A 15,891-nucleotide genomic window follows, 5' to 3' on the forward strand; every position below is an offset into this window, starting at 1 on the left:
ATATGAATGCCCGGCGGCTGATTGTCATGCGGTTTCCATCTTCAGCGCACCATCACCTTCATCGATCTTGACCGTGCTGCCGTCCGGCACATTTCCGCGCAGGATCATGTCAGCTAGCGGATCCTGAAGATATTTCTGGATCGCCCGCTTCAGTGGGCGTGCGCCGTAAACCGGATCATAACCAACCCGTCCCAGCCAGCGCCGGGCGGCATCTGTGAGGTCGAGTTCGATCTTCCGGTCCTTGAGCAGTTTCTGCACTCGCAGGACCTGAATATCGACAATCGGCGCCATATGTTCCTCGGCCAGCCGGTGGAACAGGATGATTTCATCCAGCCGGTTCAGGAATTCGGGCCGGAAATGCGCGCGGACGACTTCCATTACCTGCGGCTCGACATCCTTGACAGTCTCGCCATCCTTCATATTCGCCATATATTGGCTGCCGAGATTGGAGGTAAGGATGATCAGCGTGTTGGAGAAGTCCACCACCCGGCCCTGACCGTCGGTCAGTCGCCCGTCGTCGAGCACCTGCAGCAGCACGTTGAACACGTCGCCATGCGCCTTTTCGACCTCGTCGAACAGGATCACCTGATAGGGACGCCGGCGCACCGCTTCGGTCAGCACGCCGCCTTCGTCATAGCCGACATAGCCCGGAGGGGCGCCGATCAGCCGTGAGACGCTGTGCTTTTCCATGAATTCGGACATGTCGATGCGGACCATCGCCTGGTCATCGTCGAACAGGAATCCGGCCAGCGCCTTGGTCAGTTCGGTCTTGCCGACGCCGGTGGGGCCGAGGAACAGGAAGCTGCCCAGCGGCCGGTTAGGGTCCTGCAGGCCGGCGCGGCTGCGACGGACGGCGGCCGACACAGCGGCAACCGCGTCCTTCTGGCCGATCACCCGTTTGCCGATAATATCTTCCATCGCCAGCAGCTTCTCGCGTTCGCCTTCGAGCATCTTGTCGACCGGAATGCCGGTCCATTTCGAAACCACGGCGGCAATATCCTCGGAGGTCACTTCCTCGCGGAGCATCGCGCCTTCGGTATCGCCAGCGGCCTCTTCCAGTGCCTTTACCAGATTGGGAATGGTGCCGTAGCTCAGCTCGCCGGCCTTGGCGAGATCGCCGGCCCGTTCGGCCTGCTCCAGTTCAAGCCGTGCGTGGTCGAGCTTTTCCTTGAGATCTGCCTCGGCATTGATCTTGTCTTTCTCGCCCTGCCAGCGCGTGGTCAGCTCGGCACTCTGCTGTTCGAGCTCGGCCAGTTCTTTCTCGAGCGTTTCCAGACGCCCCTTGGACGCATCGTCGCTTTCCTTGGACAAGGCTTCGCGTTCGATCTTCAGCTGGATGATCCGCCGGTCGAGCGTTTCGATTTCTTCCGGTTTGGATTCGACTTCCATCCGGATGCGCGACGCCGCTTCGTCCATCAGGTCGATAGCCTTGTCGGGCAGGAAACGGTCCGGAATATAGCGATTGGAAAGCGCCGCTGCGCTGACAATCGCGCCGTCGGTGATCCGCACGCCGTGGTGCAGTTCATATTTTTCCTTTAGTCCGCGCAGGATCGAAACCGTGTCTTCCACGGTCGGTTCACCAATGAAGACAGGCTGGAAGCGACGCTGCAGCGCGGCGTCCTTTTCGACATATTTCTGATATTCGTTGAGCGTGGTCGCGCCGATGCAGTGCAGCTCGCCGCGCGCCAGAGCCGGCTTGAGCAGATTGGAAGCGTCCATCGATCCTTCCGACGCGCCCGCGCCGACCAATGTGTGCATCTCGTCGATGAACAGGATGATCTCGCCCTCGGCCCCGCGCACTTCGTCGAGCACGCTTTTCAGCCGTTCCTCAAACTCGCCACGATATTTCGCGCCGGCAATCAGCGACCCCATGTCGAGCGCCATCAGGCGGCGATCCTTCAGGCTGTCGGGCACATCGCCATTGGCAATGCGCAGCGCCATGCCTTCGGCGATGGCGGTCTTGCCGACGCCGGGTTCGCCGATCAGCACCGGATTGTTCTTGGTGCGGCGCGCCAAAATCTGGATCGTGCGCCGGATTTCCTCGTCGCGGCCGATGACGGGGTCGAGCTTGCCGTCGCGCGCGGCCTGGGTCAGGTCCCGGGTATATTTTTCCATTGCTTCATAGGCATCTTCGGCGGACGCGGTATTGGCCGTGCGGCCGCCCCGCAAATCGTTGATCGCCGTGTTCAGCGCTTCGGCGGTTACGCCCGAAGACAGCAGCGCCTTGCCCGCCTCCGTGTCTTTTGACAGCAGCAGCGCAAGCAGCAGCCGTTCGACCGTGACATAGCTGTCTCCGGCTTTTTCGGCGATCTGTTCGGCCTGGTCGAGCACCCGAACCGCGTCATTGTTGAGGCCGGGCGTCTGCTGGGCTCCACCGCCCGAAACCGCAGGTATCTTGGCGAGCGCCGCATCAATTTCCTGATGGGCCTTTTTGGCATCGCCACCGGCCTTGGTGATCAAGCCCGCAGCCATGCCCTGGTCGTCTTCCAGCAATGCCTTCGCCAGATGCGCGGCGGTAATCTGCTGATGGCTCATCCGGATTGCAACGGTCTGGGCGGATTGCAAAAAGCCCTTGGCGCGATCGGTGAATTTCTCAAGGTTCATCGGTTCATCCTGTTTCGTCTCAGTGTCTTGTGATAAATATGGTGTTGCAGTCGTGCAACACAACCATATTCATGACTTTTTCCTTGAAACTTATATGGTAAGCGCTTTCGAGTGTAAAAGAGCCCATGGTTTATGGTGCCGGCAGAGAGGATAAAATACGTGAAAACACTTAAGCGTCTGGGGATCGGGCTGCTCGCGCTCATCGTGCTGTTGGCTATCGGCCTTGCTGTCTGGGAACCGATGAGCGTTGCGGAATCTGCGCCGCCGCCCGAAGGCTCCTATGAAGCGCGCATTGTCCGCGACGAATTTGGTGTGCCGCATATATTCGGCAAGACCGATGCCGATGTCGCCTATGGCGTCGCCTACGCCCATAGCGAGGATGATTTCTCGACCCTTCAGGAAGTCACCGCGATGACGCGGGGCCGGATGGCAACACTCAACGGCTCCGAGAGCGCGCCGATTGATTATATTGCGGCTCTGCTGGATGTGCGCGGTACGGTGAACCGCAAATATGATCAATTGCCGGCCGATGTGCGCGCGGTGCTTGACGGCTATGCATCCGGGCTCAATGCTTATGCCGCGGAACATCCCGACGAGGTGAAGCTGGCGAAATTGTTCCCGGTCAATGGCCAGGATATCGCCGCCGGTTTCGTGCTGCGCTCGCCCTTTTTCTTCGGTCTCAACAATCCGATCGAAGCGCTGGTGCAGAACAAGCCGCTGCCACGAGAAGGTGGTCCGCGTCTTTCCGGGGAACCGGTCAAAAGCTCGATCCATCCGCTCAGCCCGGACAAGCTGATCAACGACCAGACCGCTACGCCCGTCGGACCGGATCCGGATGAAAACGGTTCCAACGCTTATGCGCTTGCGCCGGAGCTCTCGCCGGAAGGCAAGACCCGCTTGATCTCCAATTCGCACCAGCCGCTGCGCGGGAATGTCGCCTGGTACGAGCTGGTCGTGCACAGCGAAGAGGGATGGGACTTCGCCGGGGCCAATTTCCCGGGATCGCCGTTCCCGTTTCTGGGGCATAACAAATATCTGGGCTGGACCAATACCGTCAACCGGCCCGATCTGGTCGATATCTACAAGCTGACGCTGAACGACGACAAAGACGCCTACCGTTTTGACGGTGAATGGAAGCCGCTCGAGAAAAAGCGCGTCTGGCTGAAAATCAAGTTCGGCCCCTTCGTCATTCCCTATCCGCAGGTCGCCTATCGCTCGATTCACGGGCCGGTGATCATCAACGACAGCGGCGCCTATGCGCTGCGCTATGCCGGTATCGACCAGCTCGACATGCTGACCCAATATTACCGGATCAACAAGGCGAGCAATTTCGACGAATGGCAGGCGGCGATGGCGGGGCAGGGCGTTCCCGCGACCAATTTCATCTATGCCGATGCCGATGGCAATATCGGGATGTACTATAACGCGATGTTCCCCGACCGGCCGGAAGGCCATGACTGGCGGACGGTACTGCCCGGCGATACATCTGCGACCCTGTGGCAAGGGGCTTTACCGTTCACCCGTGTGCCGGCGCTGGTCAATCCGGCTTCCGGCTATGTCATGAATGCAAACAACACGCCTTATATCGCGGCGGGTCCGGGCGACGAACTCAAACGGAATAATTTTTCGCCGCTGCTCGGCGTCGAAGATGACCAGACCAACCGGTCGCGCCGCTCGATTGCCTTGCTCGAACGCGCCAATGCCGACGGCAAGATCAGTGACGCCGAATTGTGGGCGATCAAATATGACACTGGCTATGAAAAGGCCGGCTATGCGAAAGACTGGCTGGACAGGATTGCCTCGCTCGATCTGAAAGACAGTGCGAAACTGCTCAAGGCGCAGCAACTGCTGGCCCAGTGGGACTGGAATCTCGACGGCAAGGGACCGGCAGACGCGCTCGCGCTGATGGTGCTGCGCCCTGCCAACAAGTCGCATTACAACCGGGGTACAATGCCCGACCCGCGACAGATACTGGAAGATACGGTCGACCATCTGAGCCAATATTTCGGCCAGATCGATCCGCCGATGCTGGATGTGCTCAGAATGCGCCAAGGGGATGTCGATCTTCCGGTCGACGGCGGCAACGACACGATCCGCGCCTCGACGCTCTGGGATGTAGAGGAAGACGGCCGGTTGAGCGTACGCCACGGCGACAGCTTCATCATGTTCATCGAATGGGCAAAGGACGGCAAGGTCCGCTCCCGTTCTATCCAGCCCTTTGGTGCTGCGACTACGCGCCCGGATTCCCCGCATTACACCGACCAGATGCAATTGTTCGTCGACAAGAAGCTGAAACCGGTCTGGTTTGATCCGGCCGATTTAGAGAAGCACAAGACGAGCGATAAGGTGGTGCGATCAACTGGTAAAACGGCGAAATGATCATCTCGTCGATGATGGCCATGACCTTCCGGCTCACCTGATATGACAGTGTCTTAAAACTTCGGGATATGACAGGTTCGCGCAAAACCAGATCGCGAGCACAGGAGAATCCCCAACATGCGCACTGTAAAGGCATTTGCAGCCCATCAAGCCGGAAACCGGCTGGAACCGTTCGAATATCAATTGGGGCCACTGGGTTCCAACGATATCGATATCAGGGTCGAGCATTGCGGTCTGTGCCATACCGACCTGAGTTTGCGGAACAATGCCTGGGGCATTACCGAGTTTCCTTTTGTCGGTGGTCATGAAGCCACCGGCACCGTGATCGAGACGGGCCCTGAAGTGACACATGTCAAGAAGGGCGACCGGGTCGGGCTGGGCGGTCATTCGCATTATTGCATGACCTGCCGGCAGTGCCTGAATGGCGATCACAATCTCTGTGAATCCGTGCAATCTACGGTGTCAGCGGGTCGGCATGGGGCTTTTGCCGATATTGTCCGGGCAACGGGGGTTAGCGTCATCAAGTTGCCGGACGGGCTTGATTCTCGGGACGCAGGACCCTTGTTCTGTGCGGGAATTACCGTCTTCAATCCCTTTGTGAAATTCGACATCAAGCCAACCGACCGCATTGCCGTATTGGGCATCGGCGGTCTCGGGCATCTGGCGTTGCAATTCGGCAAAGCCTGGGGCTGCCATGTCACGGCACTGACTTCCAGTGCGTCCAAAAAAGACGAAGCCATGGCTTTCGGTGCCCATGATGTCATCAATTCCCGCGACCCTGAAGCCATAGCCGCGGCTGCGGGCAGCTTTGACGTGATTCTCAGCACGGTCGATGTGGCGCTGGACTGGAATGCCATTATCGCCATGCTGAAGCCGAAAGGCCGATTGCATTTTCTGGGCGTTCAGGCTGTGCCTGCCGAGTTGCAGCTCATGCCGCTGATGTTTGCCCAATTGTCGCTGTCTTCCTCATTGGTCGGGAGTCCCCAGACCATTGCCGAAATGCTTGAATTTTGCGCACGCCATGACATCAAGGTGGCCACCGAGCATTTCCCCTTCGAGAAGATCAATGAGGCGCTGGCGCATCTGGAGAGCGGTGATGCGCGCTATCGTATCGTGCTGGATAATTGACGCGAGTGCCTGCGATCGAACGGGCTGGAATCCGGTCTAAGGCACCAGCACCGTATCCACCGGCTCGGGTAGCAGGTCCGGATAGTCGGTAATATAATGCAGCCCGCGGCTTTCCTTGCGCGCCAGCGCTGATTTCACGATCAAATCCGCCACCTCGATCAAATTGCGTAGCTCGATCAGATCCTGGGTCACGCGGAAATTGCTGTAATATTCCTCGACCTCCTCGCGCAGCAGATTGATGCGGTTCTGGGCCCGCTCAAGCCGCTTGGTGGTGCGGACAATGCCGACATAATTCCACATGAAGCGGCGGATTTCGGTCCAGGTCTGCTTGATCACCACTTCCTCGTCGCTGTCGGTGACGCGGCTTTCGTCCCAGGGCCGGATCGCGGGCGGGGCAGGGAGTGTATCCCAATGTTCGGCAATATCGCGCGCCGCAGCGTCGCCGAAGACGAAACATTCGAGCAGGCTGTTGGAGGCCAGACGGTTGGCGCCGTGCAGGCCGCTTTCGCTCGACTCGCCAGCCGCATAGAGGCCGGGCAGGTCAGTGCGACCCGCCAGATCGATCAGGATGCCGCCACAGGTATAATGTTGCGCCGGCACGACCGGGATCGGTCCGGTCGTCATGTCGATACCCAGCCCGATCAGCTTGTCATAGATATTGGGGAAATGGCCCTTCACGAATTCGGGATCGCGGTGCGAAATATCCAGATGGACATAATCGAGCCCGAGCCGCTTGATCTCGTGGTCATTGGCGCGGGCCACGATGTCGCGCGGGGCCAGTTCCATCCGCTCCGGATCGAAGCGCTGCATGAACCGGTCGCCGGCTTCATCGCCCGCGTCATCGGGCAATTTCAGATGCCCGCCTTCGCCGCGCACTGCTTCGGTGATCAGGAAATTCTTGACTTCCAGATTATAGAGACAGGTCGGGTGGAACTGCATCATCTCCATATTGGAAACCCGCGCGCCGGCGCGCCAGGCCATGGCGATGCCGTCACCGGTCGCGCCGCGCGGCGCGGTCGAGAAAAGATAGGTCCGGCCGGCGCCACCGCTGGCCATGATTGTCGCGCGCGAGGTCAGAGTCTCGACATGGCCGGTTTCATTATTCAGCGCGTAAACGCCCCAGACATTCTTCGCGCCGGTCGGTATTTCGGCGTGACGATCGACGATCAGGTCAATCGCCACCATATGCGGCCGCAGCGTGATATTGGGGTGCGCCGCAGCGGTATTCTGCAACGCTTCCTGCACCGCCCAGCCGGTGGCATCATCGACATGGACGATCCGGCGGTGGCTATGCCCACCCTCGCGGGTCAGGTGAAGGACTTCCGCTTCCTTGTTGAACGGCACGCCCATATCTTCCAGCCGCGCAATCGCGGCTGGCGCATTTTCAACAACAAATTCAACGGTTTCGCGGCGATTGAGGCCAGCCCCTGCGACCATCGTGTCGTTGATGTGATTGTCGAACGTATCGCCCGCGTCGAGCACGGCGGCAATTCCGCCCTGCGCCCAGGCGGTGGAACCGCCGGTCAGTTCGCCCTTGGCCAGCACCAGCACCTTGTGGGTGCGGGCCAGCGTGATGGCTGCGCTCAGTCCGGCCGCGCCGGATCCGACAATGATGACGTCGTGATTCACGCCGCTTTGGCGCGGGTCAGGTTGAGAAACACATCCTCAAGATCCGCTTCCCTTGTCGTGACATCGACGATCGCAAATCCCCGTTCCTGGATTGCTGCCATAACGCCGCCGGCATTGGTCCGGTCCTTGTTATAGGTGACCGCAACCGTTCGGGGGCCGATGATTTCGGCCTTTTCGAACAGGTCATTGGCAAAGGAAATCGCATCCTGCGCTTCGCTGATGTCGCGGTCCAGCGTCAGCTCGACCAGCTTTTCCCGCGCCATGTCGACCAGTTCGGGAGTCGGCTTGTTGGCGATCAGCTTGCCGTGGTTGATAATCGCGATGCGGTCGCAGAGATTTTCCGCTTCCTCTAGATAATGGGTGGTCAGCACGATGGTGACACCGGCTTTGTTGAGCTCCACGACATATTCCCAGAGCTGCTGTCGCAAATCAATATCGACGCCCGCTGTGGGTTCGTCGAGAACCAGAATCGGCGGCGAGTGGACCATGGCCTTGGCTACCAGAAGCCGGCGCTTCATACCGCCCGACAGGGTGCGGGCATAGGCATCGGCCTTGTCTTCCAAGTGCACCGCGCGCAGCAATTCCATCGTCCGGCGCTTGGCCTTGGGAACGCCATAGAGCCCGGCCTGCACTTCCAGCGCCTCGGAAGGTGTGAAAAAGGGATCAAAAATAATCTCCTGCGGCACGATTCCGATCGAGGCCTTGGCGTTGCGCGGACTGTCATCGATGTCGAATCCCCAGATGCTGGCGTTACCGCCGGTCTTGCGGACCATGCCGGAGAGGATGTTGATCAGTGTCGACTTGCCTGCGCCATTGGGGCCCAGAAGCCCGAAGATAGAGCCACGCGGCACGTCGAAACTGACATCATTCAAGGCCTGTTTGCCACCGGCGTAGGTTTTGGACAGTCTGTCTATCGAAATCGCTGCATCATTCATTCGGGCGGCATACCCATATTAATTCTCATAATCAAAGGCTTTGGCTGGGGCGCTGCCGAGAAGGCGAGCGGGCGGCGCAAACCGGCGTGGATACTCCTGCCCGGTTGCGGGTTCGGGACCACCCATGCGGTGCGGAACCAGCGGATGATCGCCAGACTGGCGATTTGTCGCGGCGGTCGTGTCGGGTCTGCCGGCTCGCGCGTCTGTCAGGAAGACCAATGCGCATCCGGCCCGTTGCCAGCTTTTCAGATAAGCTTGTTGATTGCGAAATGTGGTCCATTACCAAGTAATATCAACAATTTGCATCATTATCTTGAAAGGTTACCACGATTTTAACCATGCGGATAAAGGTAAAGTTACGACAATCTGTCTAGGGAGAGCAACAACCGATATAGGACAGATTTTGTGATGACCAGAGAACAAATCTTACCGCGCCTGATTGGTGGCCTTATTGTCGTGCTTGTCGTTTTGACGGGTTCGCCGGCCGCCTTCGCCCAGGCTGCCAACAGTGACGCCCGGGCCGTGACCATCGGTCCGTTGTCCGTGGTCAAGACCGAGGACCTGCGTTATGGCAATATCATTTCCGGCACTCGTAACGGCACCGTGACCATTGATACCCGAAACGGCAATGTGTCGACCACCGGCGATGCAACGCTTGCCGGCGGAGTGAGAGGCCCGGCCAAATTCATAATCTACGGCGGGCCGAACCAGATAGTAGAGATATCGATCCCCGGATCCTTGACGGTGACCCATACGAACGGCACCGACCAGATGCGGATTGATCGGCTGGCGATCGGTAACGGAAACCGGAATTTCAACACTTTCGTGCGCGGCCTGCTGGGGACGCTCGGCATCTATGATCTGACGGTCGGGGGGCGGTTGCGCGTGAATGGCAATCAGCAGACAGGGGCCTATCGCGGGTCCTTCATCATGACCGTCGAATATCAATGACAGGGGATCATCACCGGCGGGCGTCAGAACATATTGCGCACCCGCAACTCTGTTGCTAATTCACCGGCATGATCGAAACACCCGAAATCGTCAAAACCTCCAAGAAACGCGTATCCTGTGACGGAGCGACCGATATTCCGGGCGGCGCTGCGCTGGGCCATCCCCGTGTCTGGTTGGAAATTGATGAAAAAGGCTATGTCGAGTGCGGCTATTGCGACCGGCGATTCGTGCTGACCGGCGGCCCCGCAGATGTTTCCCCGGCGCTGTCCGAAGATTAATCCGACATAGGGGGTGCAAGCTCTCCAATATATTTCTATATATAGCGGATGACAGATAAGCTTGATCCCCGCTCGTTTCTATATCGTCCCGATGGCCTTGATCCGGAGCGCGCCAAAGCGCTCGTCGCCGACAGCCTGTCGGCATGCGACGATGGTGAACTCTATCTGCAATATAGTGCGGTAGAGAGTTTTGGTTTTGACGATGGTCGCCTGAAGACCGCAGACTACAGTACGGACAGCGGGTTCGGCCTGCGCGGCGTGTCCGGAGAGATGACAGGTTTCTCCTATAGCAACGAGACCAGCGAAGCCGCGATCAGGCGCGCGGCCCAGACCCTGCAATTGCTCGATCCTGCCAAGGACCAGAAAGCCCCGCCACCACGGGGCAATAATCGCCATCTTTATGGCGAAGCCAATCCGCTGGAGGCGATTCCCTTCGCCAGAAAGGTCGCCCTCTGCCAGCAGATCGACACGGCCGCCCGCGCGCGCGATCCCCGCGTTTCGCAGGTGTCTGTCGGCCTTTCCGGCAGCTGGAGTGTCGTCGAAATTGTCCGTCCCGACGGTTTCGTAGCCACCGATGTGCGGCCTCTGGTGCGGCTCAATGTTTCTATTGTTGCAGAGCAAAATGGTCGCCGGGAAAGCGGCAGCTTCGGCATGGGCGGACGGTATCTCTACAACGACCTGTTCGAGGAAGCGCGCTGGAACCGTGCGGTCGACGAGGCTCTGGCGCAGGCTCTGGTCAATCTGGAAAGTGTCGATGCGCCGGCCGGCGAACAGACCGTTCTGCTGGGCCCCGGCTGGCCCGGGATCATATTGCACGAAGCAATCGGCCATGGCCTCGAAGGCGATTTCAATCGAAAAGGCACCAGCGCCTTCTCCGGCAAGATCGGCGAACGCGTGGCCGCCCCGGGTGTCACAGTCGTCGACGACGGTTCGATCAAGGAACGGCGCGGTTCGCTCAGCATCGACGACGAAGGCACGCCGACCCAGGAAAATGTCCTGATCGAGGACGGCATATTGAAATGCTATATGCAGGACCGCCTGAACGCCCGCCTGATGGGCGTGCCGGCCACCGGCAACGGACGCCGCGAAAGCTATGCCCATGCACCGATGCCGCGGATGACCAACACGTTCATGCGCGGCGGGCAGGATGATCCCGACGAATTGATGAGCCGGGTCAAGAACGGCATCTACGCCAAGAGCTTTGGCGGCGGGCAGGTGGATATTGTCTCGGGCAAATTCGTTTTCTCGTGCACCGAAGCCTACAAGATCGAAAACGGCAAGTTGGGCGCACCGATCAAGGGGGCAACGCTGATCGGCGATGGCCCGACCGTGCTGACCAAGGTTTCCGGTATTGGCAATGACATGGCGCTCGACGAGGGCATCGGCATGTGCGGCAAGGGCGGGCAGTCCGTGCCGGCCGGTGTTGGCCAGCCGACCTTGCTGGTCGACTCCCTGACCGTCGGTGGCACTGCTTGACGAGAGGATGGATAGCGTCTCCATGAACTGGCCCGCTGAAATAGTGTCTTTCTGGTTTGATCAACTGGATCCGAAACAATGGTGGACCGGCAGCGATGCCACGGACGAACAGATCAAGGAGCAGTTCCTGGAACTTTGGGAAGAGCAGAAAGCGAAGACTGCGGACGATTTTCTTACGTCTCCGGAAACCGCTCTGGCTGCCGTCATCCTCTTTGACCAGTTCCCGCGAAATATGTTTCGCGATAGTGCCGATGCCTATTCGACCGATCATCTGGCACAGCAGATTGCCGAAAAGGCAGTCGATCGGGAACTGGACCAGAAATTACCCGAGGATCAGCGGGCCTTTCTCTATATGCCGTTCATGCATGCCGAAGATCTGCATTTGCAGAACCGGTCTGTCACCCTGTTCACCAAATTGGGCAGCAATGAGAAATATGCCAATGAGCATCGCGACGTAATCGCGAAATTCGGACGTTTCCCGCATCGCAACACGGTTCTCGGGCGCCAGTTTCGCGCCGGAGAGCAGGCGGCGGTCGATGCCGGGGCGAGCTGGTAACGCCGATGCTGATTGCAGCGGTCAAGCAGACCTGGCGTGCTTTGACCGTCTGGCCCGATGCCGGTCGCTGGAAAGCCGCTTTCGCGATTGCCCTACCGGCGGCAGCTATTATCGCGCTGGCCGGGTTTATCGGTGGGTGGCTCCGCTGGGAACCGGCACTCGATCTGCGCTCGGTCCTGTCGGCCGCCCTGATCCTGTTGATTGTTCCGGCGCTGGTCGAAGAACTGGTCTTTCGCGGTGCGCTCCTGTCTTGGCTCGCGACCTTTTCACAGCGTTGGGGTAGCTGGCTTTCGGCCTTTCTGTTCATGCTCTGGCATCCGTTTCAGGCCCTGACCTTCGGGCCAGCCTGGTCGGCGATTTTCCTGCAACCTTCGTTTCTGTTTGCTACGTTCATCCTGGGCATAGTATTGACCCATATCCGGATTGTTTCGCAGTCCCTATGGCCTGTGATTGTGATTCACTGGTTGCTGGTGTTGGTCTGGAAGCTGTTGTTCGGCGGACCATTTTACTGAGAAGGGTGAGGCATGGCGGAATTTTTTGATGCACTGAATGATGACCATGTGGCGTTCATTGCAAAGCAACCGATGTTCTTTGTTGCCACCGCCGCAGCGGACGGCCGGATCAATCTTTCGCCCAAGGGCTATGATGCCTTTCGCGTACTCGGCCCTGACCGCGTCGCCTATCTTGACCTCGGTGGCTCGGGCAATGAAACCCACGCCCATCTGGTCGCCGATGGCCGGATCACCATCATGTTCAACAATTTTTCCAATCCGGCGCTGATCATGCGGCTCTATGGCACGGGCAAGCCGGTGCTGCCGCAGGATGAAGGCTGGGACGGACTGGCCGCACATTTTGATATCCTGCCCGGCACCCGCCAGATTTTCGACATCCAGGTGGACAATATCCAGACCAGTTGCGGCTGGGGTGTGCCGCGGATGGAAATGCAGGCCGAGCGCGAGACCTTGGTCAAATATCACCGCCAGGCCGATCCGGAAGCCTGGGTGGCCAAGACCGCAGGCCGGGTCAAAAGCATCGACGGTCTGCCAACGCGGGCTTCGGATCGCTATTTTGGCGAGCAGTAGGCGATGAGTCTGGTCGAGTTGTCCCGCCATATGCATGGTGTTGAAGCCGAGATCATCCGCGGGCGTCTGGAATCTGCCGGTATCGGCGCGGTTTGTTTCGACAGCAATGTCAATATTGCCGAAGGCGCGGGCATAGCCTTGCCGGCGCGGGTAATGGTGCTGGCCGAGGATCTGGCGGAAGCCAGGGCGATATTGGCGGAGGATGTTTCGCTATGAGCGGCGCCGGCAAACTGTCCCTGGCCCTGGGCGGCGGCGCGGGGCTCGGCTGGACCCATATCGGCGTGTTGCGGGCGATTGACGATAGTCCGCTGGAAATTGCGGCAATCGCGGGCACATCCATCGGGGCGATCACAGGTGCCAGCTATGCGGTGGGCAAACTCGACTATCTCGAGGATATGGCTCGCAACGTCAATTTCCGCAATATGCTGCGATTCATGGACCCGCATTTCAAGCGCGGCGCGGTCATGGGCGCGCGCAATATCGAGAAAGAACTGGAAACCGAATTCGGCCAGCTTTGCTTCGAGGACCTGCCTTTCCCGATCGCTGCGGTGGCCGCCGACCTGCGCACCGGCGATACGATCGTGATGAAATCGGGCAAGCTGGTGCCGGCGATCCGTGCATCCATGTCCTTGCCCGGCATTTTCAAACCGGTGCAGCATGAAGGGCGGCTGCTGGTCGACGGCGGAGCGGCCCTGCCGGTGCCGGTGTCGCCGGTGCGGGCCCTGGCACCCGAGGCGCTGTGCCTGTCGGTCAATCTGCAGGACGACTTCCTCAATCGCTCGATCGCCGCCGGAATTGCCGAACAGGGCAACAAGGAACCGAACAGCCTGGCGATCGTCAAGGCATCGGTCGGCCTGTCCTTGCGCAATCTCGGGCGCTATTCGCTGGCGCTCGATCCCCCCGATTTTGCGATGTCGCCGCCGGTCGGTCATATCGACATCCAGAACTTCACCCGCGCCGAGGAACTGATCGACATCGGCCGCCGCGAGACCGAAAAGGTCATACCCCAAATAATCGCGAAAATGGCGGAGCGCACTGCCTAAAAATTGTGCACTCGTGCTGCATTGCACAAAATTTACTCTTTCTTAAGCGGCGCGATTTTCTGAAAATCCCTTGATTCCAAAGGTTTCCGATTCTGGCACGGGCCTTGCGAGGTGTCCCCTGGTAACAACAATAGGGGGCGTAATGAAATTTATCATAGCCATAATCAAACCGTTCAAGCTTGACGATGTTCGCGAAGCGCTGACCGGTGTCGGTGTGACCGGCATGACCGTAACCGAAGTCAAGGGCTTCGGTCGGCAAAAGGGCCAGACGGAAGTCTATCGCGGTGCGGAATATACCACCAACATGGTTCCGAAGCTGAAAATCGAGGTGGCGTGCAGCAGCGCTGTCGCAGCGCAGGCGGTTGAGGCCATTCAATCTGCCGCCGGTACGGAGTCGATCGGCGACGGCAAGATTTTCACAATCGGTCTGGAAGACGCCGTGCGTATTCGCACGGGCGAAACCGGCGACACAGCAATTTAATCGGGGAATCATGACAATGAGAAAATTTCTAACAATTTCCGCAGGGCTGGCGGTGATGGCTGCGGCCGCGCCCGCGCTGGCACAGGAGGCGGCTGAAGTGGCCGACCCCAGTGCCAACACAGCCTATATCTTCAATACCCTGTTGTTCCTTCTTGGCGGGTTCCTTGTCATGTGGATGGCCGCCGGGTTCGCGATGCTCGAAGCCGGCCTCGTGCGTTCCAAAAATGTTTCGATGCAATGTCTGAAGAATATCGGCCTCTATTCGATCGCCGGTATCATGTTCTGGTTCATCGGCTATTCGATTGCCTATCCGGGCTTCGAAGGCGGCTATTTCGGTATCGCCGATTTCCCTTACGCCATGCAGGGCGTGGGTGATGCGGATGTCGACACCGGCTATTCGGTCGCGTCAGACTGGTTCTTCCAGATGGTTTTCTGCGCAACCACGGCATCGATCGTTTCCGGTACCGTAGCGGAACGCGTGAAAGTTATTCCGTTCTTCATCTTCGTTTTCGTTCTCACCGGGTTCATCTATCCCGTCATCGTGAGCTGGGAATGGGGTGCTGGCTGGCTCGACGCCATGGGCTTCAGTGACTTTGCCGGTTCCACGCTGGTCCACTCGACCGGTGGCTGGGCTGCTCTCGCCGGTGCCTTGATCATTGGCCCCCGCCTGGGTCGCTATGTTGACGGCAAGATCACGGTCATGCCCGGTTCGAGCATTCCGCTTGCTACCCTGGGTACGTTCATCCTGTGGCTCGGTTGGTTCGGCTTCAACGGCGCATCGCAGCTTGCCATGGGCACGATCGGTGATGTCAGCGACGTTTCCAAGATCTTCGTCAATACCAACATGGCCGCAGCTGGTGGTGTAGTAGTCGCGATCATCCTGACGCAGCTCATCTACAAGAAAATCGACGTCACGATGGCCCTCAACGGCGCGCTGGCCGGGCTTGTCTCGATTACCGCAGAGCCGCTGACGCCATCCGTTCCTGCAGCCTTGTTCATTGGCGGCATCGGTGGTGCGATCGTGGTCTTCGCGGTTCCCTTGCTCGACAAGCTCAAGATTGACGATGTTGTCGGCGCCATTCCGGTCCACCTTCTGGCCGGTATCTGGGGCACGCTGATCGTTCCTCTTACCAACACCGAAGTGCCGTTTGTCGCGCAGCTGACCGGTGTGGTCGCAACCGGTGTCTTCGTGCTGATCACCAGCTCGATCATCTGGTTCGCTCTGAAATTCACCCTTGGTGTCCGTCCGACCGAAGAGCAGGAAATGCTCGGAATGGATATCGCCGAAGTGGGCGTCGAAGCCTACCCGGAATTTGCCAAGGGCTAACCAGTTTGGCGCCGGCCTTCTC

Annotated in this window: 15 protein-coding genes; 12 read left to right on the forward strand and 3 right to left on the reverse strand. The window is 59.0% G+C overall.

Annotated elements, in window-relative coordinates:
* Nucleotides 1-24: 24 nt before the first annotated feature.
* Nucleotides 25-2,604, reverse strand: coding sequence for an ATP-dependent chaperone ClpB (clpB, locus tag SPHFLASMR4Y_RS16615; RefSeq protein ID WP_089134543.1), 2,580 nt, complete (start codon nucleotides 2,602-2,604; stop codon nucleotides 25-27).
* Nucleotides 2,605-2,763: 159 nt separating this feature from the next.
* Between clpB and SPHFLASMR4Y_RS16620 the strand changes: the two genes are divergently transcribed.
* Complete coding sequence (locus SPHFLASMR4Y_RS16620) at nucleotides 2,764-4,983, forward strand: penicillin acylase family protein (protein WP_260807014.1); 2,220 nt, start codon at nucleotides 2,764-2,766, stop codon at nucleotides 4,981-4,983.
* A 117-nt stretch (nucleotides 4,984-5,100) separates the two neighbouring features.
* The gene (locus SPHFLASMR4Y_RS16625; RefSeq protein WP_089134544.1) at nucleotides 5,101-6,111 is read left to right on the forward strand and encodes an NAD(P)-dependent alcohol dehydrogenase; all 1,011 of its coding nucleotides are present in this window, start codon (nucleotides 5,101-5,103) and stop codon (nucleotides 6,109-6,111) included.
* Nucleotides 6,112-6,147: 36 nt separating this feature from the next.
* Here the strand turns inward: SPHFLASMR4Y_RS16625 and nadB are convergent, their stop codons facing one another.
* Nucleotides 6,148-7,740, reverse strand: coding sequence for an L-aspartate oxidase (gene nadB, locus SPHFLASMR4Y_RS16630; protein WP_089134545.1), 1,593 nt, complete (start codon nucleotides 7,738-7,740; stop codon nucleotides 6,148-6,150).
* The gene (locus tag SPHFLASMR4Y_RS16635) at nucleotides 7,737-8,675 is read right to left on the reverse strand and encodes an ABC transporter ATP-binding protein (RefSeq protein WP_089134546.1); all 939 of its coding nucleotides are present in this window, start codon (nucleotides 8,673-8,675) and stop codon (nucleotides 7,737-7,739) included. Before SPHFLASMR4Y_RS16635 ends, nadB begins: the two co-directional genes overlap by 4 nt.
* Nucleotides 8,676-9,083: 408 nt before the next feature.
* Between SPHFLASMR4Y_RS16635 and SPHFLASMR4Y_RS16645 the strand changes: the two genes are divergently transcribed.
* The 10 genes from SPHFLASMR4Y_RS16645 to SPHFLASMR4Y_RS16690 all read left to right on the forward strand — a co-directional run bounded on the left by SPHFLASMR4Y_RS16645 (nucleotide 9,084) and on the right by SPHFLASMR4Y_RS16690 (nucleotide 15,869).
* On the forward strand, nucleotides 9,084-9,626 hold the full coding sequence (locus tag SPHFLASMR4Y_RS16645; protein WP_089134548.1) for a DUF4402 domain-containing protein: 543 nt from the start codon (nucleotides 9,084-9,086) through the stop codon (nucleotides 9,624-9,626).
* 68 nt (nucleotides 9,627-9,694) lie between these two features.
* Nucleotides 9,695-9,904 carry a zinc-finger domain-containing protein gene (locus SPHFLASMR4Y_RS16650; protein ID WP_089134549.1) on the forward strand — a complete coding sequence of 70 codons (210 nt, stop codon included), beginning with the start codon at nucleotides 9,695-9,697 and terminating at the stop codon, nucleotides 9,902-9,904.
* A gap of 48 nt (nucleotides 9,905-9,952) precedes the next feature.
* Nucleotides 9,953-11,380 carry a metalloprotease TldD gene (gene tldD / locus SPHFLASMR4Y_RS16655; protein WP_089134550.1) on the forward strand — a complete coding sequence of 476 codons (1,428 nt, stop codon included), beginning with the start codon at nucleotides 9,953-9,955 and terminating at the stop codon, nucleotides 11,378-11,380.
* A gap of 22 nt (nucleotides 11,381-11,402) precedes the next feature.
* A complete protein-coding gene (locus SPHFLASMR4Y_RS16660; protein WP_089134551.1) occupies nucleotides 11,403-11,936 on the forward strand; it encodes a DUF924 family protein in 534 nt (177 codons plus the stop codon).
* A 5-nt stretch (nucleotides 11,937-11,941) separates the two neighbouring features.
* Complete coding sequence (locus tag SPHFLASMR4Y_RS16665) at nucleotides 11,942-12,448, forward strand: type II CAAX prenyl endopeptidase Rce1 family protein (RefSeq protein WP_089134552.1); 507 nt, start codon at nucleotides 11,942-11,944, stop codon at nucleotides 12,446-12,448.
* A gap of 12 nt (nucleotides 12,449-12,460) precedes the next feature.
* Nucleotides 12,461-13,018, forward strand: coding sequence for a pyridoxamine 5'-phosphate oxidase family protein (locus tag SPHFLASMR4Y_RS16670; protein ID WP_089134553.1), 558 nt, complete (start codon nucleotides 12,461-12,463; stop codon nucleotides 13,016-13,018).
* A gap of 3 nt (nucleotides 13,019-13,021) precedes the next feature.
* Complete coding sequence (locus SPHFLASMR4Y_RS16675; RefSeq protein ID WP_089134554.1) at nucleotides 13,022-13,234, forward strand: DUF2007 domain-containing protein; 213 nt, start codon at nucleotides 13,022-13,024, stop codon at nucleotides 13,232-13,234.
* Complete coding sequence (locus SPHFLASMR4Y_RS17435; protein WP_089134555.1) at nucleotides 13,231-14,061, forward strand: patatin-like phospholipase family protein; 831 nt, start codon at nucleotides 13,231-13,233, stop codon at nucleotides 14,059-14,061. The genes SPHFLASMR4Y_RS16675 and SPHFLASMR4Y_RS17435 overlap by 4 nt, the downstream gene beginning before the upstream one ends.
* 142 nt (nucleotides 14,062-14,203) lie before the next feature.
* Nucleotides 14,204-14,542: a P-II family nitrogen regulator gene (locus SPHFLASMR4Y_RS16685; protein WP_089134556.1), complete on the forward strand. Its 339-nt coding sequence runs from the start codon at nucleotides 14,204-14,206 to the stop codon at nucleotides 14,540-14,542.
* Nucleotides 14,543-14,558: 16 nt separating this feature from the next.
* A complete protein-coding gene (locus tag SPHFLASMR4Y_RS16690) occupies nucleotides 14,559-15,869 on the forward strand; it encodes an ammonium transporter (protein ID WP_089134557.1) in 1,311 nt (436 codons plus the stop codon).
* The last annotated feature ends 22 nt before the right edge of the window (nucleotides 15,870-15,891 follow it).

Origin of the sequence: Sphingorhabdus sp. SMR4y, assembly GCF_002218195.1 — a bacterium.
Lineage (GTDB): Bacteria > Pseudomonadota > Alphaproteobacteria > Sphingomonadales > Sphingomonadaceae > Parasphingorhabdus.